This is a genomic window from Methylobacterium sp. D53M (genome assembly GCF_053345625.1).
The window spans coordinates 89,317-112,802 of the sequence record NZ_JBKFAL010000010.1 but is presented as its reverse complement, the minus strand read 5'-3'; the positions used below and the strand labels follow the sequence as shown (position 1 = coordinate 112,802).

Here is a 23,486-nt window from a genome sequence, read left to right as displayed (position 1 = left end):
CGTGGTCGTCAACGGTGCGGCCGTGCCTGCCCGACCACGCGAGCGGATCTTCGGCGGTCCCGCACCGGACGGGCCGCTCCCGGGCCATCTCCTCGTCCTGCTGAGCCGCCTCCACCGGGCCGAAGCCGAGCCCAAGGACCGGCCGGAGGCCAAGCTCGGCTGACGCGCGGTCACCCGGGTCGGCCGGGCCTTGGCCGACCGCCCGCGCGCGCCTATGATCCCCGTCGTTCCCCGCCGTATATAGCGGGTCGCGACCGGAGAGATCTGCGTGATGCCCCTGCCTCGACGGATCCTGGTCGCCTGCGCGCTCGCGGCGCTGGTTCTCGCGCCGACCGACAGGGCCGCGCGGGCGGACGAGCCGGTCGTCGTGTTCGCGGCCGCGAGCCTCAAGAACGCCCTCGACGACGCCGCGGCAGCCTGGACGAAGGCGACCGGCAAGACCGCGCGGATCTCCTACGCCGGCTCGAACGCCCTCGCGAAGCAGATCGAGGCGGGGGCGCCGGCGGACCTGTTCATCTCGGCCGACCTCGCGTGGATGGATTACGTCGACCGGGCCGGGCTGCTGAAGGCCGGCTCGCGGATCGACTTCCTGCGCAACGCCCTGGTGCTGATCGCCCCGGGGCCGAAGGACAGCGCCGCGGATCCGCAGGTGGCCCTGGCGCCGAACCTCGGCACCACGCTGACGCGGATCCTCGGCGGCGGGCGGCTGGCGATGGCGACGATCGACGCCGTTCCCGCCGGCAAGTACGGCAAGGCCGCCCTGGAGAAGCTCGGCGCCTGGGACGCCGTGAAGGGGCAGGTCGCCCAGGCCGAGAACGTGCGCGCCGCCCTCCTGCTGGTCGCCCGGGGCGAGGCGCCGCTCGGCATCGTCTACGCCACCGACGCGGCCGCGGACCCGAGCGTCCACGTGGTGGCGACCTTCCCGGCCGACAGCCACCCGCCGATCGTCTATCCGGCGGCGGTGACCCGGGAGTCGCGCAACCCGGATGCCGGAACGCTGCTCGGCTACCTGCGCGGCCCGGAGGCCCGGGGCTCCTTCGAGCGCCAGGGCTTCACGGTGGTCGCGCAGCCCGGTGCCAGCCAGTAGCGGCGCGCCGCCCCCTTGCTCGGGCTCACGCCGGACGAGTGGACCGCCGTCGGCCTGAGCCTGCGGGTGGCGACGGTGGCGACGCTCGCGAGCCTCGTGCCCGGGCTCGCCGTGGCGTGGCTGCTGGCGCGGCGCCGGTTCCCCGGCCGCGCCCTGCTGGACGGGCTGGTCCACCTGCCGCTGATCCTGCCCCCGGTCGTGACCGGCTACCTGCTGCTGCTGGCCTTCGGCCGGCGCGGCCCGCTCGGCGCGCCCCTCGCCGAGATCGGCGTGGTCTTCTCCTTCCGCTGGACCGGGGCGGCGCTGGCCTGCGCCGTGATGGGCTTCCCGCTCATGGTGCGGGCGATGCGGCTGTCGATCGAGGCCGTGGACCGGCGCCTGGAGCAGGCGGCCGGGACGCTGGGCGCGAACCCCTTCGCGGTGTTCCTGACGATCACGCTGCCGCTCAGCCTGCCCGGGTGCCTCGCGGGCGCCGTGCTGGCCTTCGCCAAGGCGATGGGGGAGTTCGGCGCGACCATCACGTTCGTCTCGAACATCCCGGGCGAGACCCAGACCCTGCCGTCGGCGATCTACACGCTGACGCAGGTTCCGGGCGGGGAGGGACCGGCCCTGCGCCTCACCCTGATCTCGATCGCGCTGTCGGTCGCGGCCCTGCTGGTGTCGGAATTCCTGGCGCGGCGGGCCGGTCGGCGCCTGGGGGCGGGCTGAATGGCGACCGATCCGGGGCGGGACGCCCGCTCAGGCATACGCGTAGGGCCCGCCCTGCTGCAGCGCCCTCTGGTAGGCCGGACGGGCATGGATGCGCGCGAGCCAGTCCACGACGCGCGGGCCCGCGCCCGTGCCGCGCGCCGCGAAGGCCTCCAGCGGGAAGCTCATCAGGATGTCGGCCGCGGTGAAATCGGCGCCGCAGAAATACGGGCGGCCGGCGAGTTCCGCCTCCCAGAAGGCCGCGTGCCGGCGCAGGTCCGGATCGACGAAGCCCCGCAGCACCGTGTCGGCGATCCGCCGGACGAGGGGCCGCAGCGGCCAGGGACTGCCCGGCGCCAGCCGCCCGAAGACCAGCTTCAGCAGCAGCGGCGGCATCGCCGAGCCCTCGGCGTAGTGCGACCAGTAGACGTAGCGGCGCCGCTCCTCCGTCCCGGGCCCGGGCACCAGCCGCGCGCCGGCCAGATCCGTCAGGTAGGCGACGATCGCGCCGGTCTCGGCGACCACCGTCCCGCCGTCGGTGATCACCGGCGCCTTGCCCAGCGGGTGGACGGCCAGGAGTTCGGCGGGCGCGCGCAGGGTCCGCGGGTCGCGGGCGTGGCGGATCACGCGGTAGGGCAGCTCCAGTTCCTCCAGCAGCCAGAGCACGCGCTGCGAGCGGCTGTTCTCGAGGTGGTGGACCGTGATCATCGCGGGCAAGTCCGGGCCGGCGCCGGGACGCGCCGGGGCTCCTGTTACGCGAGTCTGTCCGCGTGAGCATCCAGGTCGACGTCCAGCTCCGGCGCGGCACCTTCGCGCTCGCGGCCGCCTTCGAGGCCGGGCCGGGGCTGACCGCCCTGTTCGGGCGCTCGGGCTCGGGGAAGACCACGCTGATCGACCTGATCGCCGGCCTCGCGCGGCCGGACCGGGGCCGGATCGTCGTCGGCGGCACCCCGTGGGTCGACACCGCGTCCGGCCTGGTGCTGCCGTCGCACCGGCGCCAGGTCGGCGTGGTGTTCCAGGACGCGCGGCTGTTCCCGCATCTCAGCGTCCGGACCAATCTCGGCTACGGCCGGGTCTTCGCGCGGCGCCGCGCCGACCCGGCGGCCTTCGCGGCCGTGACCGACATGCTCGGCATCGACCATCTCCTCGACCGGCGGCCCGCCGGTCTCTCGGGCGGCGAGCGCCAGCGGGTGGCGATCGGCCGAGCGCTGCTGGCGAGGCCGCGCCTCCTGCTGATGGACGAGCCCCTCGCGGCCCTGGACGAGGCCCGCAAGGCCGAGATCCTTCCCTACATCGAGCGCCTGCGCGACGAGGCCGGCGTGCCGATCCTCTACGTCAGCCACGCCGTCTCCGAGGTGGCCCGGCTCGCCAACACGGTGATCGTGCTGGAGGCCGGGCGGGTGGCCGCCGCCGGCCCCGCGGAGACGATCCTGCGCCGCGCCGATCTCGTGCCGATCCACGAGGCCGAGGCCGGCGCGCTCCTCGACATGGTCGTCGAGGCCCTCGACGCCGCCACCGGCCTCACGCGCCTGACGGGCGCCGCCGGGAGCCTGCTGGTGCCGGGCCTGTCGCGCCCGGCCGGGACGCGGCTGCGGGTGCGCATCCCCGCCCGCGACGTGCTCGTCGCCACCGAGCCTCCCCGCGGCCTCAGCGCCCGCAACGTGCTGGCCGGCCGGATCTGCGGCCTGACGGCCGCGGGCGCCGAGACGGCGGTGGAGATCGACTGCAACGGCGCCCGTCTCGTGGCGCGCGTGACCGGCGCGGCCGTCCGCGAACTCGGCCTCGCCCCGGGGCGCGAGGTCCACGCCATCGTCAAGAGCGCGTCCTTCGATCCGGCGGGGATCGGCCTGCTGTGGCCTCCGCGGGCGATCTGAGACCGCGACGCGGCTCGGTGCGACGAGCCGGTCGAGCCCGGAAGGCGCACCCGGGACGCGAACCACTCGCTTTGGTTGTAAAATTGAGCATCAAAACAACCATTAGTTAGAACATCGCCGCCACGATGGATCGTGCAGTGGTCGTGCTGCGCGAGTCGCGGAGGGCGATGCGATGGGCATGCGGCGCTTGCGCCGGCGGAGCGCGCCGAACGGATGGACCTGCCGGCGCGGCAGTTCCGCGGTGGAGTTCGCCCTCGTGGCACCCGTGCTGTTCCTGCTCTTCGCCGGGATCGCGGTGTTCGGGATCTGCCTCGGCGCCGCCCACAACCTCCGCCAGATCGCCGCCGAGGCGGCCCGCGCCTCCGTGGCCGGCGTCACGGATGCCGAGCGCGCGAACCTCGCCCAGTCCATGGTGAACCGGAGCCTGAGCGCCGGCGCGATGTTCCGGCCGGGCAGCATCGTCGTGCAGGTCGGGCCGGATCCCAGCGACGCGACGGTGTACACGGTCACCGTCACCCTCGACGCCAACACGCTCGGCATCAACGCCTTCGCGCGCCTGCTGCCGATGCTCCCGACCGTGCTGCGCAGCACCGTCAGCGTCCGGAAGGGCGGCCTGTGATCGGCCGGGGCGGGCGCCTGCGCCGCTTCGGGGCCGCGCGTGGCGGCAACGTCGCGATCCTGGTGGCGCTCGGCAGCGCGATGCTGATGGGGGCGGGTGCGGTCGGGATCGATCTCGGCCTGGTCTTCCAGGCGCGGCGCAAGGCGCAGGGGGCGGTGGACATCGCCGCCATGCTGGCGGCCGTCGATCCGAGCCAGGCCGACACGGTCGCCCGCCGCTCCCTCGGCGACAACGGCTACGGCGCGGCGACCGCCACGGTCGCGCCCGGCAGCTACGACGCGAGCACCAAGGGCGTCGCCCCGGGCGGCCGGTTCAGCGCCGGCGGCAGCCCGGCGAACGCGGTGCGGGTCGGCCTCGCGACCTCGGTCCCGGTGACCTTCGGCCGGGCGATCGGCCTGCCCGCCGCGGTGCCGCTGCGGGTGACCGGCACCGCCGCGAGCGCGCAATTCGCCGCCTTCACGATCGGGTCCGGCACGCTGAAGCTCGACGGCGGCATCGCCAACGCCCTGCTCGGCGCGCTGCTCGGCGCCAAGCTGTCGCTCAGCGTCAGCGACTACGATGCCCTGGCCAGCGCCCGCGTCGACGGGCTGCGCGTCCTCGACGCCCTCGGGGCGAGCCTCAACATGCAGGCCGCGAACTACACCGACATCGTTCAGGCGAATGCCAGCGTCGGTCAGATGCTGATGGCGCTCCGGGTCGCCGCGGCGGACAACGGCAGCGCGGTGTCGGCCCTGTCGGGGATCCTCAACGCCCTGCCGAATGCCGGAAACCTCGTCGCGATCGGCCAGGTGGACGGGCTCGGCGACGCCGCCGCGCTGGCGCCGCCGCGGGGCTTCGCCGGCCCCTCGCTCAACGTGCTGAACCTGCTGGGCGCGGCCGCCTCCCTGGCGAATGGCCAGAATCAGGTGGCGATCGATCTCGGAGCCACGGTGCCCGGCCTGCTCTCGACCCGCCTGACCCTGGCGATCGGAGAGCGCAAGCGCAGCTCCGGCTGGGTCCGGCCGGGCAGCCGGAACGCCACCGTGCAGACGGCGCAGACCCGGCTGCTGATCGAGACCACCGTCACGGCGCTCGGGCTCGGAACCATCACCCTGCCGGTCTACGCGGAGGTGGCACCGGCGCAGGCGACCCTGCGGTCGCTCAGCTGCGCCGGGTCCGGCGGACGCAAGGTCACCCTCGACGCGCAGACGGGACTGGCGACGCTGGCGATCGCGCAGGTGCCGCGCACCGCGATCAACGGGGGCAGCGCGAGCCCCGACCTGTCGCAGCCCGCGCCCCTGGTCACGGTGCTCGGGATCACCGTCTCCGGGCGCGCCCTGGCGACGCTCGGCACCGGGTCGCAGACCCTCGTGTTCTCGGACGCGGACATCGCCAACCACACGGTGCGCACGGTCGCCTCGGGCAACCTGACCCAGTCGCTCACCGGCAGCCTGCTGCGCAATCTCGTGCTGAGCGTCGGCGATGTCGGCGTGCCGCCGCTGATCCAGTCGACCCTGACGACCGCCCTGGGCACCGTGACGCCGGGTGTCGACCTCGTGCTCGACACCGTCCTGCGCAGCCTCGGCCTGCGTCTGGGCTACGCCGACCTCGAGGTCGACGGCACCCTCTGCAACCAGGCCGTGCTGGTGCAGTGAGCCGGGCCGGACGGCCCGGCAGAGCCCCGACAGGACGCGGCAGCCCCGCTCAGTGGCCGCCGCGGCGCGCACCGGTCGTGGAGGCCTTGGCGATGCGCCGTCCGAGGTGCAGCAGCAGCATGTCGATCAGGAGTTGAAGCTCGGAATCCGCCACCCCCTCCAGGGCGTCGCGGCATTCGAGAGCGCGGTCGACCGCCTGGGTGAGCGCGTCCGCGGGCTCGGGCATCGCGCGCGTCGCCGACGGCTCGTCGGTCACGTCGATGATGACACCGTGCCCGAGGCGCCGGCTCGACGCGCCCGGCGGGATCCGGCCGCGATCGAGGATCCGGCGGACCTGCCCCGAGGGCGACAGCGTCCGGTACTCGGCCACGAACAGGCCGCCGCGCTCGCGCAGAGCCTTGAACTGCCGCACCACGGCCGGCCGATCCTCGGGATGGACGCAGGCCTTGGCGACCGAGAGCGGGAGGGGGCGCCCGGCGAGCCCGGCATCCCCGGCCAGCACCTCGGCGGCGCCGGCATCGAGGACGCACCGCTCGGCGCGCGGCGACCACGACCACGCGCCGATGATCCCGGAGGCGTCGAGGGCGGCCGAGAGGTCGACCGGCCGAGGGCGGGGGCCCTGGATTGCGTCGGCCATCATGGGCGAACTCCGGTTCCAGCGCGCACCGTGCCCGCCTTCGTCGGAGACATACAACCGCTGATGGAATTAATGAGCAGTTAACTCAACTCGATAGCCCGTGAAGCATCAACGGCATTCCCCTGCGCGGACGGCGGAATCCCGATCGTCGGGCCGCCGGGCCGCGCCGATCGGGGCCGGGATCGACCCGCTCAGGTTGCAATCGCGGTCGCGCCTCAGCCGAGCTGTGTGAGCAGCGTGAAGGCGCCGAAAATCAGGACCGCCCCCACCGAGGCGGCGAGCAGGATGAGCGCCGCGCGCGATTCCCGCATCTCCGGTGACATGGCGCCCTCCCTTCGTGGCCCGCGTTGGCTCGCGGGCGAGTTCCGTCAGGATTCGCACCGGCCGGCCGCGCTGTCGACGGCCGGACGGGCTCGCGCGGCGACAGCGCCCGCCATCCGGAAAGTCCCGGAGGGCGGGGACGGCGCCCGGCGTCAGGCCGCGGTGCGGCGCTCGACCATCCGCGCCAGGAAGGCGCTACCGATCGGGATGATCGAGTCGTCGAAGTTGTAGCCGGCATTGTGCAGGCCGGGCCCCGGATTGGCGCCGAGCCAGACATAGGCGCCGGGGACCGCCATGGTCATGTCGGCGAAGTCCTCGCTGCCCATCTTGGGCACGACGTTCGACTCGACCTTGTCGGCGCCCAGGAGCTCGGTGGCGACCTCCGTGGCGGCGGCCGCCTGCGCGGGGGCGTTCTCCAGGACGGAGAACACGTCCTGCAGGTCGACCGTGACCTCGGCGCCGTAGGCCGCGCCGAAGCCGGCCGCCAGCTCGCGCATGCGGGTTCCGGCGAGCGCCCGGATCTCCTTGTCGAAGGTGCGGATCGTGCCGGCGAGATGGGCCGTCTCGGGGATCACGTTGTAGGCGGAGCCCGCCTCGATCCGGGTGATCGACAGGACGATGGACTTCAGTGGGTCGGCGTTGCGCGACACGATCGACTGGAGCGCCTGGGCGAGGCCGGTGGCGATGATGATCGGGTCGACGCCCCGGTGCGGCTGGGCGGCGTGGATGCCCTTGCCGCGGATGTGGATGTCGAAGAAGTCCGCCGCCGCCATGATCGGCCCCGGCCGGAGCTTGATCATGCCGTGGCCGCCGCCGGGCTGGTTGTGCAGGCCGTAGATCTCGTCGCAGGGGAAGCGCTCGAACAGGCCGTCCTTCAGCATGGCCCGGGCGCCGCCGCGGCCCTCCTCGGCCGGCTGGAACACGAACACCGCGGTGCCGTCGAAATCGCGGGTCTCGGCGAGGTAGCGCGCCGCCCCCAGCAGCATCGTGGTGTGCCCGTCATGGCCGCAGGCGTGCATCTTGCCCGCGTAGGTCGAGCGATAGGGGAGGTTGGTCTCCTCCACGATCGGAAGGGCGTCCATGTCGGCGCGCAGGCCGATGCGCTTGCCGTTGTCGGTGCGGCCCTTGAGCAGGCCCACCACCCCGGTGCCGCCGACGCCGCGATGCACCTCGCAGCCGAACGTCTCGAGGAGGTCGGCCACGATGCCGGCCGTCCGGACCTCCTCGAAGCCGAGCTCCGGATGGGCGTGCAGGTCGCGGCGCAGGGCCGTCAGCTCGTCGGCGTAGGTCTTGATGCGGTCGATCGGGCTCATGACTCGGAACTCTCGGGGGGGGAGGTGTTGGGGGACGAGGCGTCGGGGGGTGTCGCGCGGGCGTCGCCCGCGTCCGCGCGCCGGAACGGCGTCAGCGTGTCGAGGACGTCGACCGCCTCGGCGACGTGGGCGCGCTCCCGCTGCAAGTAATCGGCCACCGCGCGGCGCAGCGCCGGGTCGGCGATGTCGTGGGCCGAGTGCATCAGGACCGGCCGGTAGCCGCGGGCGAGCTTGTGCTCGCCCTGGGCACCCGCCTCGACCCGCTTCAGGCCCCGGGCGATCGCGAAGTCGATCGCCTGATAGTAGCAGATCTCGAAATGCAGGAAGGGGTGGTCCTCGATGCAGCCCCAGTTGCGCCCGTAGAGCGCGGTATCGCCGATGAGGTTGATCGCCCCCGCGATGTAGGCGTCCCCGCGCTTCGCCATCACGAGGAGCACCCGGTCGGCCATGCGCTCGGACAGGAGCGAGAAGAACCGGCGGTTGAGGTAGGGCCGCCCCCACTTCCGCGAGCCCGTGTCCATGTAGAAGGCGTAGAACGCGTCCCAGTGGGCCTCGGTGATGTCCGCGCCGGTCAGGTGTTCCACGGTGATGCCGGGCGCCAGGGCGTCGCGGCGCTCCTTGCGGATGGTCTTGCGCTTGCGGGAGGCGAGGGCGGACAGGAAGTCGTCGAAGGTCGCGTAGCCGTCGTTCTGCCAGTGGAACTGCTGGTCGGTGCGCTGCAGGAAGCCGGCCGCGCCGGCCCGCTCCCACTCCGCCTCGCGCATGAAGGTGACGTGGATCGAGGAGGCCTTGGTCTCGCCCCGCAGGGCCCGCAGGCCCGCGACGAGGCCGGCCGTGGCCTCGTCGGGATCGGCCCCCGGGGCGATCAGGAAGCGCGGCCCGGTCACCGGCGTGAACGGCACGCTGACCTGGAGCTTGGGGTAGTAGGCGCCGCCGGCCCGCTCGTAGGCGTCGGCCCAGCCGTGGTCGAAGACGTACTCGCCCTGGCTGTGCGATTTCAGGTAGCAGGGCGCGACGCCGAGGCGGACGCCGTCGCGCTCGACCGAGACGTGGAGCGGCAGCCAGCCGGTCCTGCGCGAGACGCAGCCCGAATCCTCCAGCGCCGACAGGAAAGCGTGCGACAGGAAGGGGTTGTGGGTCTCGTCGCCCGCCGCCAGGGTCTCGGGCGAGAAGGCGCAGGCATCCCATTCCGCCGCGCCGATCTCCTTCAATCCGGGAAGCGCCCGCACGGTCAGTGCGGCGGTCTCCGGCGTCGGCCCGGGTGCTTGCTTCATGGGCCGGACTCTAGCCCCTGACCGGCCGGGGGCAAGCGGGCGGATGCGCGCGGCGACCATGGCAGCGTTGTCAGACGGCCGCCGACGTCACCCGCCCCGCGCTTTCGCGCGGCCTCCAGGACGGCGCGCGTCGACGCGCGCGCTCCGAACCGGACGGCGCCGTCGCGGCCCGCGCTCACTCGCCGAGGCGGCCGACGCACGACACGTCGTCCGCCTTGCAGTTGAGGTATCCCTTCAGGACCTTGATCCGCGCGTCGGTCAGCCCCTTCAGGCAGCCGTTGTACTCCATCGCGTAGGCCGAGCCCCCGTCGAGACCCATGGTCTCGAGGAAGCAGGTCGCGTCCCGGTACGACAGCCAGGCCTTCTGGGCGCCCCGCAGGGCGTCCTTCGTCTTCGGGCCGATCTTCTTCATCAGCTGCCCGTAGACGGCGTTCAGCGCCGTGTCGGCGGCCCGGTAATCGGCAGCCGCGCAGGCGTTGAGATCCGCCTGGGTCGTGCCCGCGCACGGGTCGGCCGCCGGAGCGGGCGCCGGGGAGAGCAGGGTGGCGGTGAGGGCGAGGCCCCCGCAGAGCCGCGCGAAGCGGGCGCGGGCGTCACTCGAAGCGGTCATGGCGATCTTGGTCGGACAGAATCGGACAGGGCGTAGGAAAATTTACGGGGCGAAGCCCTCGAACACCATCTGGTCCGCGTGCGCGGCCGCGCGGGCGCGCTGCTCCGCATTCCGGACCGTCCAGGTCATGACGGGGATCTGACCGAGCAGCCGGCAGAGGTAGGTCGGCGCGCAGGGCAGGTCGTCCACCCGCCAGGACAGGAAGTCGGGCCGCGTCTCGGCGAGGTGCAGCAGGTCGGAGAGGGACCGGCGGAGCGAGGGGGTCAGGGCCGCGTAGACCGGGTCGTCCTGCGTCGTCTCCGCCACGATGCCCCGCGGGATCGCGGCGGGGCAGAGGCCGCGCAGGGCCGCGACCACCTGCGGGTCGAAGGATTTCAGCGCCACCGGCCCGTCATAGGCAGCGGCCACTTCGGCGGCGCGGGTCGCGAGCCGCAGGTCGCCGTCGTAGCGGGACTTCACCTCGATCACCACCGGCACCGCCCCGGCCACCGCCGCCAGGAAGGCCGGCAGCGTCGGGATCGTCTCCGCGGACCCGGCGACGGCGAGCGTCCCGAGTTCGGCGGCCGACCGGTCGGCCAGAGCCGCACTCGCCCCGGTCAGGCGCCCGAGCGCGGCGTCGTGGAAGACCATCGCCTCGCCGTCGGCGCTGAGCTGGACGTCGCACTCGATGGCGAAGCCGCCCGCGACGGCCGCCCGGGCCGCTGCCAGCGTGTTCTCCGGCCGGCCCGCCGCGCGGTCGTGCAGGCCGCGATGGGCGATCGGCCGCGCGGTGAGCCAGTCGGGGGCGGCCACCGTCAGCGGACCTCGAACATCGCCTCGACCTCGACGGCGGCGTCGAGGGGCAGCTCGGCCACGCCGACGGTGGAGCGGGCGTGGCGCCCGCGGTCGGCGAGCAGCTCGACCATCAGGTCGGAGGCGCCGTTCATCACCCCGGCCACGGCCGAGAAGCCCGGCGCCGCGTTGATGAAGCCGCCGAGCCGCACGCACTGGACCACCGCGCGGTCGAGGTCGCCCACCGCGGCCTCGAGCTGGGCGAGCACGTTGAGGGCGCAGAGGCGCGCGGCCGCCTTGCCGGCCTCGGCCGAGACGTTGCCGCCGACCTTGCCCTTGTGCTCGGCCGCGATGGCGCCGTCCGCGCCGAAGCAGACCTGGCCGGAGATCACCACGAGGTTGCCGGCGCGCACGAACGGCACATAGTTGGCGACCGGCGCCGCCGCCTTCGGCAGCGTCAGGCCCAGCGCCGCCAGGCGTTCCTTGATCGAGCTCATCGGGTTCTCCCAGGTTCCTGCGAATCCGCGGGAGCAGGAGCACGGCCGCCCCCCGCGGCGCAAGGGCCGCCGCCGCGAAGGCCGGGATCGCGGTCCCGCGATTCTCCGGTGATCCGGGACGGGACCGCCGCAGATTTGCCGTCAGGATCGGCTCTATCGGTGCCGCGCGCAGGGCTGCCCGTCGGGCCTGCCGGGCACTGAAACGTTGACAGGCGCCGGCTCTTTCATAGTAATCGCGCGCGTGCCGCCCAGGACTGAGGCGGCACTTTCATTTGGAGCCGGCTCAACGCTCGCTCCGGGATCCTGCGTGAAACGGAGATGGGACCCGTGACGTCAGCCCTTCTGCCGACCTACGTCCGCGCGCCGCTCGCTTTCGAGCGCGGCGAGGGCGCCTGGCTCGTGACGGAGGGTGGGGAGCGATATCTCGACTTCGGCGCCGGCATCGCGGTGAACGGCCTCGGCCACGCGCACCCGCACCTCGTCGGCGCGCTGACCGAGCAGGCGGGCAAGATCTGGCACACCTCGAACCTGTTCCAGATCCCGGGCGGCGAGCGCCTCGGGCAGCGCCTCGTCGACGCGACCTTCGCGGACGTGGTGTTCTTCTGCAACTCGGGCGCCGAGGCGAACGAGGCGGCGATCAAGATCGCCCGCAAGTACCACGCGGCCGGCGGGCAGCCGGAGCGCTACCGGATCGTCACCTTCGCGGGCGCCTTCCACGGGCGGACGCTGGCGACGCTCGCGGCCGGCGGCCAGCAGAAGTACATCGAGGGTTTCGGTCCGAAGGTCGAGGGCTTCGACCAGGTCCTGGCCGGCGACTGGGCGGCGCTGGAGGCGGTGATCGGGCCGGAGACGGCGGCGCTGATGATCGAGCCGATCCAGGGCGAGGGCGGCGTGCGGGAGATCCCCCACGCGGACCTGCGCCGGCTGCGCGAGATCTGCGACGCCAACGGCCTCCTCCTGATCATGGACGAGGTCCAGACCGGCGTCGGCCGCACCGGGCGGCTGTTCGCGCACGAGTGGTCCGGCATCACCCCGGACATCATGAGCGTCGCCAAGGGCATCGGCGGCGGCTTCCCGCTGGGCGCCTGCCTCGCGACTCGCGAGGCCGCGCGCGGCATGACCGCCGGCACGCACGGCACCACCTTCGGCGGCAACCCGCTCGCCATGGCGGTGGGCAACGCCGTGCTGGACGTCGTGCTCGAGGAGGGCTTCCTCGCGCGCGTCGCCCGCTCCGGCCTGCTGCTCAAGCAGAAGCTCGCGGCCCTGCGCGACCGCCACCCGCACGTCATCCAGGAGATCCGCGGCGAGGGGCTGATGCTCGGCCTCAAGCTCGGCGTGCCGAACACGGACTTCGCCGCCGCCGCGCGGGACGCGCACCTGCTGGTGATCCCGGCGGGCGACAACATCGTCCGCCTGCTGCCGCCGCTGACCATCGGCGAGGCCGAGATCGACGAGGCGGTCCGCCGCCTGGACGCGGCGGCGTCCGGCTTCGAGGCCGTGCGCGGCGCGGCCGAGTAGGATCGATCCGCGCGATTGAGAACACCGCCCCCCGGACCCCGGAGGGCGGCCCGAAGCATTTCCGGGCGCGGTCGATCCCGCCGCGCGTGACGGAGATGCCCCTGCCAGGAGGTAGAGTGCGGTTCATGATCAGGTGATCGGTGAGCAGACTCTAGTGATTGTGACGCGATGAAAGCCCAGATTGACGGCCGGGCACAGGCCCCGGCCAGGCACCTGAACGGTGCCGGCCCTCGTCATTTCCTCGACCTCAAGGATTTCTCCGGTGCGGAGCTGCGCCGAGTCCTCGATGCCAGCGCCGCCATCAAGGCGCGCCGCCGCAAGGGCGAGCTGGCGGCCGAGCGCCCGCTCATCGGCAAGACCCTGGCCATGGTGTTCGACCGGCCCTCGACCCGCACCCGCGTCTCCTTCGACGTGGCGATGCGCGAGCTCGGCGGCGAGACCCTGATGCTCACCGGCTCCGAGATGCAGCTCGGCCGCGGCGAGACCATCGGCGACACCGCGCAGGTGCTCTCGCGCTTCGTCGACGCGATCATGATCCGCATCCTCGACCACGGTCAGATGCTGGAGCTGGCCGAGTACGCCACCGTCCCGGTGATCAACGCCCTGACCAAGGTCTCGCACCCGTGCCAGATCATGGCCGACGTGCTGACCTTCGAGGAGCATCGCGGGCCGATCCGCGGCCGCAAGGTCGCGTGGTCGGGCGACGCGAACAACGTGCTGGCGAGCTGGGTCCACGCCGCCGCCCGGTTCGACTTCACCCTGAACATCGCGAGCCCGCCGGAGCTCGCGCCGCCGCCGGCGCTCCTCGCCTGGGCGCAGCAGGAGGGTGCCGACATCCACGTCACCACCGACGCCTTCGCGGCCGTCGACGGCGTCGATGCCGTGGTCACCGATTGCTGGGTGTCGATGGGCGACGACGACGAGGCGCACCGCCACAATCTGCTCAGCCCCTATCAGGTCAACGACAAGCTGATGGCGGCGGCGAATCCGGGCGCGATCTTCATGCACTGCCTCCCGGCCCACCGCGGCGAGGAGGTGACGGCCGAGGTGATGGACGGCCCGCGCTCCGTGGTGTTCGACGAGGCCGAGAACCGCCTGCACGCGCAGAAGGGCATCCTGGCCTGGTGCCTCGGCGCCAGCGGGCTCTGATCCCGCACTCATACTGTCCGGCCTCGCGCTCGCGGGGTCGGCGCACCATATAGGCGTGAGCGGGCGGCCCGTGCTGCCCGTCTCCCCATCACGGCCGCCGGAAGGCGGCATCCCGGCGACGAACGGAGCGCGCTGCGCCGCCGCTCCCGCTCCGGGCTGGACGGGGTGAGGGATCCGATCGCTCCGCCAAGGTCATCGCCTCACGCCGCCCGGCCCCCGGGAGGACGGATCCCCGCTTTGCCGGCACGCGCCGCCGGACGCATCGATCGGAGAGGGCATGACCTCAGGAACGCAGTCGCACCCCCAGTCGCCATCCCAGCCCCAGAATGCCGGCAACGGCCATGCCGGCGCGGACGACGCCGTCCTGCCCTTCGCCGTCGAGGCGCTGGACGTCCGCGGCCGCGTCGTCCGGCTCGGCCCGGCCGTCGACACGATCCTGCGCCGCCACGGCTACCCGGACCCGGTGGCGCGCCTCCTCGGCGAGGCCGCGGCGCTGACGGTGCTGCTCGGCTCCTCGCTCAAGTTCGAGGGCCGGTTCCAGCTCCAGACCAAGACGGACGGTCCGGTCGCGATGATCGTGGTCGATTTCGAGGCCCCGGACCGGCTGCGCGCCACCGCGCGGTTCGAGCCGGAGCGGGTCGCGGCCCTCGGGACCGGCCCGCTCAAGGATGCCGAGCTGATTGGCACCGGTCACCTCGCCATGACCATCGACCAGGGCACAGCGGCGAGCCGCTACCAGGGCGTCGTCGCCCTCGAGGGCCAGAGCCTGGAGGAGGCCGCGCACCAGTATTTCCGCCAGTCGGAGCAGATCCCCACGCAGGTGCGACTCGCCGTGGCCGAGGCCGTGGAGGAGGGGGCCGGGCGCTGGCGGGCCGGCGGCCTGCTCGTGCAGTTCCTGCCCCAGTCGGTGGATCGGGCGCGCCTCGCCGACCTGCCCCCGGGCGATATCCCGGAGGGCCACGCGCACCTCTCGGGGGACGCGCCGGAGGACGATGCCTGGGTCGAGGCCCGCTCGCTGGTCGCGACCATCGAGGATCACGAGCTGGTCGACCCGAACGTGTCCAGCGAGCGGCTGCTCTACCGGCTGTTCCACGAGCGCGGTGTGCGGGTGTTCGACCGCCAGCCCGTCCAGGAGACTTGCCGCTGCTCGCGAGAGCGCGTGATGGGCATGATCCGCTCGTTCACGCCGCAGGAGCGGCACGAGATGGTGGCGGATGACGGGCGCATCGTCATCACCTGCGAGTTCTGCTCCCGACGCTACGACCTCGACCCCCAGGAGGTCGAGGCCGAGATCGCCGGACAGCCGGGCCAGTAGAGCGCAGGACAGCGGGCCTGCGGACCAGCATGTCCGCGTCTACGGCCAAGCTTTTCCGCGCGAAACGCACGAAGATCGGTATTCGTTGCGTAAATTTTTGAGCCCTCCAGGCTGAACCGTTTCGCGACCTTTGACGTTGCGTCGCAGATTCAACATTGGAGGGTACGCCATGCGGAAATTGTCGATCGGATTGGCCGCGCTGCTGATCAGCACCTCGGCCTACGCCCAGCAGGGTGGCGCCGATCGCGGCGCCGGGATGGGCGGTCGCGGCGGTCAGGGTGGCGCCGAGTCCGGCATGAAGGCCGGCGGCGGCGAGCGCGGCGGCATGCAGGGCGGCGCCCAGGGTGGCATGCAAGGTGACATGAAGGGCGGCCGCCAGGCGGCGTCCGAGCGCTCCGGTGCCGAGGCAGGCCGGTCCGCGCAGGGCCGCGAGGCCGGCGGCGAGGGCCGCACGGGTCAGGATCGCATGGCTCAGGACAAGGACCGGGCCGGCGCCGAGCGGGGCGACCGTCGCGGTGATCGCACCGACCGCGACGAGCGCGGGGATCGCGACGGCGCGCGTGCCGATCGCGGTGACCGCCGCGGTGACCGTCGCGCCGACCGGACCGATTTCCGCGGTCGGACCGACGTGAGCCGGACGGATGTCCGGTCCGAGCGGGTCGAGGGCGGCTTCCGCCGCGAGGGCCGCTACGTGTTCATCGGCGGCCGCCGGGTCGTGTACGGCTCGCCGGAGTATCGCCGCCTGATCGTCACCGAGAATCGCGGCCCGCGCGCGCGCTACGTCGTGATCCGCGGCCAGCGCGTGCTCTACGGTTCGCCCGAGTACCGCCGCCTGGTCAGCGTCCGCGAGACCGGCCCGCGCGAGCGCTACGTCGTCATCCGCGGCCAGCGCGTGGTGTACGGCTCCCCCGAATACCGCCGCCTCGTCTCCGTCCAGGAGGACCGCTTCGTTACGATCCGCGGCCAGCGGGTGCGCTACGGCTCCGCCGAGTACCGGCGCCTGAGCGGCGGCGGCGCGGTCAGCGCGAGCTTCCGCTCCGAGCAGCGCGCCGGCGCGCGCTTCGACAACCGTGGCGAGCGCGACGGCATCCGCAACGCGTCGCGGAACGAGGGCCGCAACGAAGGCCGGATGGACCGGAACGACCGCGGCCAGGATCGCGGGATGGACAAGGCCTCCCGTCAGCAGGAAGGCAACAACGACGGCATGCGCAACAGCGACATGCGCGGCGGTCAGCAGGACGGCATCCGGAACGCGTCGGACCGCGGCGGCCAGCAGGGCGGCATGAAGGCCGGCGCCGAGGGCGGCCGGACGGGCGGCGCGGAGCGCGGCGGCATGAGCGGCGGCAGCGGGGGCGGCAACGGTGCCATGGGCGGCGCCCAGGGTGCCGGCCGGGCCGGCGGCCAGACGGGCGGTGCCGGCCGCAACTGAGCGGCGTGAGCGCGGGGGCGAGGCCGACGGGCTCCGCCCCCGCGTCGTTTCGAGCTCGTCCATCGCCCGTCGGCGGCGGACGAGACCCGGTTCAGACCTTCAGGACGGGCTCGGCGATGTCGCCGCCTCCGCCGCGGGCCCTCAGGTAGTCCGGCTGGAACAGGCACATCCGCACGGCGTCGCGGTAGCGCCCGTTCACGAAGAACTCGTCCTTCAGCACGCCCTCGGGGTGGAAGCCGCAGCGCTCGTAGATCCGCACGGCCCGGGCGTTGTCCCGGTCGACGTGCAGGTAGAGCTTGTGGATGTTGAGCACGCTGAACGCGTAATCCATGGCGATCCGGGTGGCCTGCCACGCGTAGCCGCGGCCCTGGAAGCTCGGGTGGATCGCGATCTGGAACTCGCAGCGCCGGTGCAGGTGGTTGATCTCGACGAGCTCGATCAGCCCGGCCGGCTCCCCGCTCGGATCGGCCACGATGAAGCGCCGCTCGGTCTGGTTGTGGATGTTGCGCTCGTAGAGCTGCTGCAGCTCGGCGAAGGACTCGTAGGCCTCCTCGAACCAGTAGCGCATGATGCTGTCGTTGTTGTTGAGCTGGTGGACGAAGCGCAGGTCCTCCCGCTCCAGCGGACGCAGCTTGATGGTGATACCGGTCACCGCATTCATGACGCACTGGCCTCGATCAGCTCGCGCAGGAAGTGCTCACCCTGGCCCAGGGCGTCGAGGGTGATGAACTCGTCGGGCTGGTGCGCCTGGGCGATGTCGCCGGGGCCGCAGACCACCGTCGGGAGACCGGCCGCCTGGAAGCGCCCGGCCTCGGTGGCGTAGGGGACCGCGACGGTGTGGTTGCGTCCGGCGAGGCGCAGGCAGAGGCGCTCGGCCGCCGAGCCCGGCTCCGGGGCGAGGCCGGGGATGTCGACCTCCTCCAGCGTCTCGATCCGCCCGAACGCGCCGTAGCGGTTGAGGCGCTCGCGGGTGACCCGCTCGACCTCGGCCGCGAAGAGCCGCGGGATCTCGGCCGGGTCGAGATCCGGCAGGCCGCGATACTCCCAGAGGAAGCGGCACTCCTTGGCGAGGATGTTGCGGGCGGTGCCGCCCTGGATCGTCCCGACATGGACCGTGGTCGAGGCCGGGTCGAACCGCCCGGACGGGTCACCGCGCTCGATCATCAGGTCGGCGATCCGGTTGAGGCCGGCGACGAGGTCGCAGGCGGCCGACACGGCGTTCGCGCCGAGGGCGGGGCGGGCGGAATGGGCCTCGTGGCCGTGGACCGTGGTGAGGCAGGTGACGATGCTCTTGTGGGCGTCCGCCACCTCCATCCCGGTGGGCTCGCCGACGATCACCGCGGCCGGCCGGGGCAGGCCGTCGCCGAACCGCGCGATCCCGTCCATCGAGCCGAGGCAGGTCGTCTCCTCGTCGTAGGAGAGCAGGATGTGGATCGGCCGCTTCAGGCCGGCGGCGAGCATGTCGGGCACGAGCGCCAGGGCCAGCGCGTCGAAGCCCTTCATGTCGACCGCGCCCCGTCCGTAGGCACGGCCGTCGGCGACGCGCAGGGTGAACGGGTCGCCGGTCCAGGCCTGGCCCGCCACCGGCACCACGTCGGTGTGTCCGGACAGGACGGTGCCGCCGTCGACCATCGGGCCGACCGTGGCGAGGATGGCGGCCTTGTCGTCCGCCGCGTTCGGGAGGCGCAGGTACGGGACGTCCCAGCCGTCGAGATAGGCGCAGACGGCGTCGATCAGGGCGAGGTTGGACTTGTCGCTCTCCGTGTCGAAGGACACGAGGCGGGCGAGCATGTCGAGCGGGCTCAGCCGCTCGCCGGTCGCGGACATGGATTCCTCCGGGGCGAGGCCCCGGGCCGGGACCTCAGTGCAGGCTGCGGCGGACGTGCGGGCTGTCGAGGGAGAAGGCGGGGATCTCGGCCTCGAAGCTCTCGCCGGCCACCGTCGCCATGGTGTAGCTGCCGGCCATCAACCCGTCGGGCGTGTTGAGCGGACAGCCGCTGGTGTAGCAGAAGGACTCGCCCGGCTCCAGCACCGGCTGCTTGCCGACCACACCGGTGCCGCGCACTTCCTGGCAGGCCCCGTGCCCGTCGATGATCCGCCAGTGGCGCGAGCGCAGCTGGACCTGCTCGCTGCCGTTGTTCACGATCTCGACCGTGTAGGCGAAGAAGTACCGGCTCTCGGTCGGCGAGGACTCCTCCTCGACGAAACGAGACTGGACCGTCACACTTATTCCCCGCGTCTCGGCCTTGTACATCGCCCTAATTGGCCCTTCTTCGGACGGTACGACTCGCTGAAGCCGAATGGAACGCGCTTCCCGGCCGGTGGTAGTGGGCGGCGGAATCGCCGTCAATTGCGGCGGACTACCTCGCGCGGCGCGGCGGGCCGCCGGTCGCGGCGCCGGCCTCACGAGGCCTCCGGACGCGGTTAAGCCCGCGTTAGCGGGTCCCGGCGGACAACGCTGCTCGGCGTGACGCGGACCGGCCGGGGCGCGCGAGGGAGTCAGGGGCGCGATGAACGCGGGCGCAGCCACGGGAGCCGCCGAGACGAGCGCGGACGGCCGATCCGGCATCCTGCCGGCCCAGGCGATCGCCGCCCTCGCGCGGGCGGGCGGCATCCGGAATGCGAGCCCCTTCGCGGCCGATCAGATCCAGCCCGCGAGCCTCGACCTGCGCCTGGGCGCCAGGGCCTACCGGGTGCGGACGAGCTTCCTGCCCGGCTCGGGACGGACGGTCCAGGCGTGCGTCGACCGGCTGTCGCTGCATGCCGTGGACCTGCGCCCGGGCGCCGTCCTGGAGACGGGCTGCGTCTACATCGCGGAGCTTCAGGAGAGCCTCACCCTGCCGGCCGATCTCGCGGCGGCCGCGAACCCGAAGAGCTCGACCGGGCGCATCGACGTCTTCACCCGCGTGATCACCGACCGGGGCGAGGCCTTCGATCAGGTCGAGCCCGGCTACGACGGGCCGCTCTACGCGGAGATCTCGCCGCGCACCTTCCCGGTCCTCGTGCGCAGCGGCTCGCGGCTGTCGCAGATCCGCTTCCGCCGCGGGGCGCCGCGGCTGACCGAGGCCGAGCTCGGCCTGCTGCACGCCCGCTCGGCCCTGGTCGACGCCGGCAGCCCGTCCTTCCAGGGCGGCGTGGCGGTCTCGGTCGACCTCGCCGGCTTCGACGGCCTCGTCGGCTACCGGGCCAAGCGCCACACCGGCCTCGTCGACGTCGACGCCCCCGGCCGCCACCGGGCGGCGGATTTCTGGGAGCCCCTCGCCGCCGACGGATCGGGCAGCCTGATCCTCGACCCCGGCCAGTTCTACATCCTGGCCTCCAAGGAGGCCGTGCAGGTCCCGCCGGACCACGCCGCCGAGATGGTGCCGTTCGATCCCCTCGTGGGCGAGTTCCGCGTCCACTACGCGGGCTTCTTCGACCCGGGCTTCGGCTATGCCGGGGCCGGCGGGGCGGGCGCGCGGGCCGTGCTGGAGGTCCGCTCCCGCGACGTGCCCTTCCTTCTGGAGGACGGGCAGATCGTCGGCCGCCTCGTCTACGAGCGGATGCTCGACCTGCCGGAGACGCTCTACGGGGCGGGGGCCGGCTCGAACTACCAGGCCCAGGGGCTCAAGCTCTCGAAGCACTTCGCCCTGTAGTCCGGCCCGGACGCGCCGACGGGAGCATCGATCGCATGGACGCCGTGGACCGGAAGATCCTCGATCTCCTCCAGCAGGACGCGACGCTCCCGGTGGCCGAACTCGCCGAACAGGTCGGCATCAGCGCGGCGCCGTGCTGGCGGCGGGTGAAGAAGCTGGAGGCGTCCGGGGTGATCCGCCGCCGGGTCGCCCTGGTGGACCGCCGCAAGGTCAACGTCCCCACCACGGTGTTCGTGGCCGTGAAGGCGCCGCGCCACGCCGCAGACTGGTCGGACGCGTTCCGGCGGGTGGTCGCCGGATTCCCGGAGATCGTCGAGGCGTGGCGCCTGACCGGCGAGATCGACTACCTGCTGCGGATCGTGGTGCCCGATATCGAGGCCTACGACGCGGTCTACCAGCGCCTCATCGCCAAGCTCGACTTCTCGAACCTGTCCTCGTCCATCGCCATGGAGGAGATGAAGTACACGACCGCCGTCCCGACGATCTACGTGGCGTGACCCGATCGCGCCGCGGCGGGGCTCAGCCCGCCGCCACCGCGTAGGTCCGATGGATCGACGAATCCTGCGCCCGGTGGTCGTAGCCGTAGACGTGGATCGAGACGGCCGCCTCCGGCCCGTCATTGGCGATCCGGTGCAGGTTCGGCCCCGTGGGCATCATGCAGGCGACGAAGCCGGGCTCGCGGACGGCGTCCATGGTCGCCACCGCGTGGGTCTCGCTGATCGGGCGATACCACGTCTCCCGGAGGCTGCCGCGCAGCAGGCCGAAGCAGCACGAGCAGTGGTGGTCGTGGACCGGCGTGACCGTGCCGGGCGCCCAGACCATCGCCCAGACGCTGATCGCCTCGGTGCCGAACAGGAGATTCCGGCTCAGGCCGGGCCCCCGGCCGACCAGCCGCGACGGGTCGAGCAGATCCGGCTGGGCCAGCAGGCGCACCAGGGTCGCCCGGGCCGAGGCCAGATAGGCCTCCGGCGAGCGGCTCGCGGAGCGCGCGAGGTTCGCCAGCATCGCCTCGACGTCGGTCGGGGTGGTGGTCTGCGGCATCGGCAGGTCTCCTTCGGTGCCCTTTCACGAGGCTGCACGAAGGATACCCAGAGGCTGGCGATGACGGGTTGCGTTCTCGAGCGTCATCACGTGCGACGTGGCAATACCATTGCTCGGAGACGCCCGAGTAGGAAATGGTGTTGCGCGCGCCCGATCATTCCCGCGCGGCTGACGCCGGCGCGGCGGGTTCAGCCGGCCGCGGCCTCGTCGAGCAGCCACGCCACGGCGCCCGCGCTGGTTACGCGGCCGGCCGGCAGAATCTCGCCGGCGGCCAGTCGGGCCAGCGGGGCCCGCTTGCCGGCCCCGGTGACGAGGAACAGCACGTGCCGGGAGGACGCGAGCGCCGGCAGCGTCAGGCTGATCCGCGGAACGAACGGCTCCAGGCCGGCCTCGGGCACGGCGACGACGAGCCGCCGGGTCTCGTCGACGGCGGGCTTGCCGGGAAACAGCGAGGCGGTGTGCCCGTCCTCGCCGAGGCCGAGCAGCACGAGGTCGAACAGCGGGCGGGCCGGATCGAGGCGCTCGGCCCCGTAGAAGTCGAGGAGCGTCCGCTCGTAGGCGCGGGCGCCCGCCTCCGGACCCTCGTCCGAGGGGATGAAGTGGAGATGCGTCGGCGGGATCCGGGACCCGTGCCCGAAGGCCTCCCGAACCATCCGGACATTGCTGCGCGGATCGTCCCACGGCACGGCGCGGTCATCGCCGAAGAACCAGTGGATCCGCTCCCACGGCACCCGGGCCGCGTAGTCCGGCCCGGCGAGCAGGCCGTACAGCACCTTGGGCGTCGAGCCGCCCGAGAGGCAGAGCGCGATCCGGTCGGACCGGCTCTCGCCGCAGGCCACGATGATCCGCTCGGCCGCCTCGCGGGCGACCGCCTCCGGATCCTTCAGGACGTGGGTTCCGACGGGAAGACTCATGGGTTCGGGCCCTGCGGCTTCGGTGGTCGGACAGAGGTCGGCCGGCGGGCGTCCCGCTCAGCCCTTCGGCTCCTGGTGGCCGCCGAAGCCCTTGCGCATCGCCGAGAGCAGCTTGTCGGCGTAGCTCGCGTGCTCGCGGGAGCGGAAGCGGCGGTAGAGGGCGGCGGAGAGCACCGTCGCCGGGACGCCCTCCTCGACGGCGGCGTTGATGGTCCAGCGGCCCTCGCCCGAATCCTCGACGTAGCCGGAGAAGTCGGTGAGCTGCTCGTCGCCCGCGAGTGCCTGGGCGGTCAGGTCGAGCAGCCAGGACGAGACGACGCTGCCGCGGCGCCAGACCTCGGCGATGTCGCCCATGTTGAGATCGAAGCGGCGCTCGGCCGGCAGGTCGGACGCGTTGGCGTGGCGGAGGATGTCGAAGCCCTCCGCGTAGGCCTGCATCAGGCCGTACTCGATGCCGTTATGGACCATCTTGACGAAGTGGCCGGCGCCGGTCGGGCCCGCGTGAATGTAGCCCTGCTCGGCGCGGGGGTCGCGCCCCTCGCGGTTCGGCGTCTTCGGGATGTCGCCGATGCCGGGCGCCAGGGTCTTGAAGATCGGGTCGAGGCGGTCGACGGCTTCCTTGTCCCCGCCGATCATCATGCAGTAGCCGCGCTCCAGGCCCCAGACGCCGCCCGAAGTGCCGACATCCACGTAGTGCAGGCCCTTCTCCTTCAGGGCGGCTCCGCGGCGGACATCGTCGCCGTAGAAGGAGTTGCCGCCGTCGATGATGCAGTCGTCCGCCTGCATCAGCCCCGAGAGCGCCTGGACGGTCTGCTCGGTGATCGCCCCGGCCGGCAGCATCACCCAGGCCGCGCGCGGCACCTCGAGCTTCGAGACCAGGTCCTCCAGGCTCGACGCGCCGACCGCACCGGCCTCGACCAGGGCGGCGACGGCCGCCGGGTTCTGGTCGAACACCACGGCTGTGTGCCCGTCGCGCAGGAGACGCCGGACGATGTTGCCGCCCATCCGGCCGAGGCCGATCATGCCGAGTTGCATTGCTGCCCTTCCTTACCGATTGCCCCCGCGCGGCGAGGGTCAGGCCCCTACGGCTTCACCGACGTCACAGGCGATCCGCCGCGGCGGACCGGCGGCGGGCCGGGAAGCCCCCCGCCGGCGGTCCGG

Annotated in this window: 25 protein-coding genes; 12 read left to right on the top strand and 13 right to left on the bottom strand. The window is 72.9% G+C overall.

Translation table 11 applies throughout. From position 1 onward, the window contains the following. Positions 1-22 precede the first annotated feature (22 nt). The 3 genes from ACLBYG_RS16250 to modB all read left to right on the top strand — a co-directional run bounded on the left by ACLBYG_RS16250 (position 23) and on the right by modB (position 1,795). The gene (locus tag ACLBYG_RS16250; RefSeq protein ID WP_234082796.1) at positions 23-163 is read left to right on the top strand and encodes a hypothetical protein; all 141 of its coding nucleotides are present in this window, start codon (positions 23-25) and stop codon (positions 161-163) included. 108 nt (positions 164-271) lie between these two features. Then, complete coding sequence (gene modA, locus ACLBYG_RS16245) at positions 272-1,087, top strand: molybdate ABC transporter substrate-binding protein (protein WP_100252398.1); 816 nt, start codon at positions 272-274, stop codon at positions 1,085-1,087. Positions 1,088-1,102: 15 nt separating this feature from the next. Further along, a complete protein-coding gene (modB, locus tag ACLBYG_RS16240; RefSeq protein ID WP_020094152.1) occupies positions 1,103-1,795 on the top strand; it encodes a molybdate ABC transporter permease subunit in 693 nt (230 codons plus the stop codon). A 30-nt stretch (positions 1,796-1,825) separates the two neighbouring features. Here modB and ACLBYG_RS16235 read toward each other — a convergent pair whose 3' ends face one another. After that, positions 1,826-2,482: a glutathione S-transferase gene (locus tag ACLBYG_RS16235; protein ID WP_447682078.1), complete on the bottom strand. Its 657-nt coding sequence runs from the start codon at positions 2,480-2,482 to the stop codon at positions 1,826-1,828. 62 nt (positions 2,483-2,544) lie between these two features. On the opposite strand from ACLBYG_RS16235, the gene modC reads away from it, so the two are divergent. The 3 genes from modC (at position 2,545) to ACLBYG_RS16220 (ending at position 5,901) form a co-directional block, all read left to right on the top strand. Then, positions 2,545-3,648: a molybdenum ABC transporter ATP-binding protein gene (gene modC, locus ACLBYG_RS16230; RefSeq protein ID WP_447682077.1), complete on the top strand. Its 1,104-nt coding sequence runs from the start codon at positions 2,545-2,547 to the stop codon at positions 3,646-3,648. A gap of 178 nt (positions 3,649-3,826) precedes the next feature. After that, positions 3,827-4,267: a TadE family protein gene (locus tag ACLBYG_RS16225; RefSeq protein ID WP_234082799.1), complete on the top strand. Its 441-nt coding sequence runs from the start codon at positions 3,827-3,829 to the stop codon at positions 4,265-4,267. Further along, positions 4,264-5,901, top strand: a complete 1,638-nt coding sequence (locus tag ACLBYG_RS16220) for a TadG family pilus assembly protein (RefSeq protein ID WP_091927085.1) — start codon at positions 4,264-4,266, stop codon at positions 5,899-5,901. The genes ACLBYG_RS16225 and ACLBYG_RS16220 overlap by 4 nt, the downstream gene beginning before the upstream one ends. Before the next feature lie 49 nt (positions 5,902-5,950). Here the strand turns inward: ACLBYG_RS16220 and ACLBYG_RS16215 are convergent, their stop codons facing one another. From ACLBYG_RS16215 to ACLBYG_RS16190, 6 genes are all read right to left on the bottom strand, one after another. Then, a complete protein-coding gene (locus ACLBYG_RS16215; protein ID WP_020094157.1) occupies positions 5,951-6,541 on the bottom strand; it encodes a PAS domain-containing protein in 591 nt (196 codons plus the stop codon). Between the two features lie 470 nt (positions 6,542-7,011). After that, positions 7,012-8,172, bottom strand: coding sequence for a M20 aminoacylase family protein (locus tag ACLBYG_RS16210; RefSeq protein ID WP_447682076.1), 1,161 nt, complete (start codon positions 8,170-8,172; stop codon positions 7,012-7,014). Then, positions 8,169-9,446 (bottom strand): GNAT family N-acetyltransferase, encoded by a 1,278-nt coding sequence (locus ACLBYG_RS16205; RefSeq protein WP_447682075.1) that lies wholly within the window; start codon positions 9,444-9,446, stop codon positions 8,169-8,171. Before ACLBYG_RS16205 ends, ACLBYG_RS16210 begins: the two co-directional genes overlap by 4 nt. Positions 9,447-9,621: 175 nt before the next feature. Continuing rightward, on the bottom strand, positions 9,622-10,056 hold the full coding sequence (locus ACLBYG_RS16200; protein ID WP_447682074.1) for a lysozyme inhibitor LprI family protein: 435 nt from the start codon (positions 10,054-10,056) through the stop codon (positions 9,622-9,624). A gap of 42 nt (positions 10,057-10,098) precedes the next feature. After that, positions 10,099-10,848 (bottom strand): glycerophosphodiester phosphodiesterase family protein, encoded by a 750-nt coding sequence (locus ACLBYG_RS16195; protein ID WP_447682073.1) that lies wholly within the window; start codon positions 10,846-10,848, stop codon positions 10,099-10,101. 2 nt (positions 10,849-10,850) lie between these two features. Beyond that, entirely contained in the window at positions 10,851-11,324 is a 474-nt protein-coding gene (locus ACLBYG_RS16190) for a RidA family protein (protein WP_020094162.1), read from the bottom strand. 327 nt (positions 11,325-11,651) lie between these two features. On the opposite strand from ACLBYG_RS16190, the gene ACLBYG_RS16185 reads away from it, so the two are divergent. From ACLBYG_RS16185 to ACLBYG_RS16170, 4 genes are all read left to right on the top strand, one after another. After that, complete coding sequence (locus tag ACLBYG_RS16185; RefSeq protein WP_447682072.1) at positions 11,652-12,842, top strand: acetylornithine transaminase; 1,191 nt, start codon at positions 11,652-11,654, stop codon at positions 12,840-12,842. 168 nt (positions 12,843-13,010) lie between these two features. After that, positions 13,011-13,991, top strand: a complete 981-nt coding sequence (gene argF / locus ACLBYG_RS16180) for an ornithine carbamoyltransferase (protein WP_447682071.1) — start codon at positions 13,011-13,013, stop codon at positions 13,989-13,991. Between the two features lie 277 nt (positions 13,992-14,268). After that, on the top strand, positions 14,269-15,306 hold the full coding sequence (locus ACLBYG_RS16175; RefSeq protein WP_447682070.1) for an Hsp33 family molecular chaperone: 1,038 nt from the start codon (positions 14,269-14,271) through the stop codon (positions 15,304-15,306). A gap of 169 nt (positions 15,307-15,475) precedes the next feature. Then, the gene (locus ACLBYG_RS16170) at positions 15,476-16,735 is read left to right on the top strand and encodes a hypothetical protein (protein ID WP_447682069.1); all 1,260 of its coding nucleotides are present in this window, start codon (positions 15,476-15,478) and stop codon (positions 16,733-16,735) included. A 91-nt stretch (positions 16,736-16,826) separates the two neighbouring features. Here the strand turns inward: ACLBYG_RS16170 and speG are convergent, their stop codons facing one another. Genes speG through apaG form a run of 3 tightly spaced genes read right to left on the bottom strand, consistent with a single transcriptional unit; the run spans position 16,827 to position 18,989 of the window. Beyond that, positions 16,827-17,396 (bottom strand): spermidine N1-acetyltransferase, encoded by a 570-nt coding sequence (speG, locus tag ACLBYG_RS16165; protein ID WP_056533992.1) that lies wholly within the window; start codon positions 17,394-17,396, stop codon positions 16,827-16,829. Beyond that, positions 17,393-18,562 (bottom strand): acetylornithine deacetylase, encoded by a 1,170-nt coding sequence (argE, locus tag ACLBYG_RS16160; protein ID WP_447682068.1) that lies wholly within the window; start codon positions 18,560-18,562, stop codon positions 17,393-17,395. The genes speG and argE overlap by 4 nt, the downstream gene beginning before the upstream one ends. Positions 18,563-18,596: 34 nt before the next feature. Continuing rightward, positions 18,597-18,989 carry a Co2+/Mg2+ efflux protein ApaG gene (gene apaG, locus ACLBYG_RS16155; protein ID WP_012319280.1) on the bottom strand — a complete coding sequence of 131 codons (393 nt, stop codon included), beginning with the start codon at positions 18,987-18,989 and terminating at the stop codon, positions 18,597-18,599. A 256-nt stretch (positions 18,990-19,245) separates the two neighbouring features. On the opposite strand from apaG, the gene ACLBYG_RS16150 reads away from it, so the two are divergent. Next, positions 19,246-20,370: a 2'-deoxycytidine 5'-triphosphate deaminase gene (locus ACLBYG_RS16150; RefSeq protein WP_091927075.1), complete on the top strand. Its 1,125-nt coding sequence runs from the start codon at positions 19,246-19,248 to the stop codon at positions 20,368-20,370. A 35-nt stretch (positions 20,371-20,405) separates the two neighbouring features. Then, positions 20,406-20,867, top strand: a complete 462-nt coding sequence (locus tag ACLBYG_RS16145) for an Lrp/AsnC family transcriptional regulator (RefSeq protein ID WP_012319278.1) — start codon at positions 20,406-20,408, stop codon at positions 20,865-20,867. A 22-nt stretch (positions 20,868-20,889) separates the two neighbouring features. Here the strand turns inward: ACLBYG_RS16145 and ACLBYG_RS16140 are convergent, their stop codons facing one another. The 3 genes from ACLBYG_RS16140 to gnd form a co-directional block, all read right to left on the bottom strand. Beyond that, positions 20,890-21,411: a cysteine dioxygenase family protein gene (locus ACLBYG_RS16140; RefSeq protein WP_100252413.1), complete on the bottom strand. Its 522-nt coding sequence runs from the start codon at positions 21,409-21,411 to the stop codon at positions 20,890-20,892. A gap of 188 nt (positions 21,412-21,599) precedes the next feature. Next, on the bottom strand, positions 21,600-22,325 hold the full coding sequence (pgl, locus tag ACLBYG_RS16135; protein WP_447682067.1) for a 6-phosphogluconolactonase: 726 nt from the start codon (positions 22,323-22,325) through the stop codon (positions 21,600-21,602). A 57-nt stretch (positions 22,326-22,382) separates the two neighbouring features. After that, positions 22,383-23,360 (bottom strand): phosphogluconate dehydrogenase (NAD(+)-dependent, decarboxylating), encoded by a 978-nt coding sequence (gnd, locus tag ACLBYG_RS16130; protein ID WP_020094173.1) that lies wholly within the window; start codon positions 23,358-23,360, stop codon positions 22,383-22,385. Positions 23,361-23,486 lie beyond the last annotated feature (126 nt).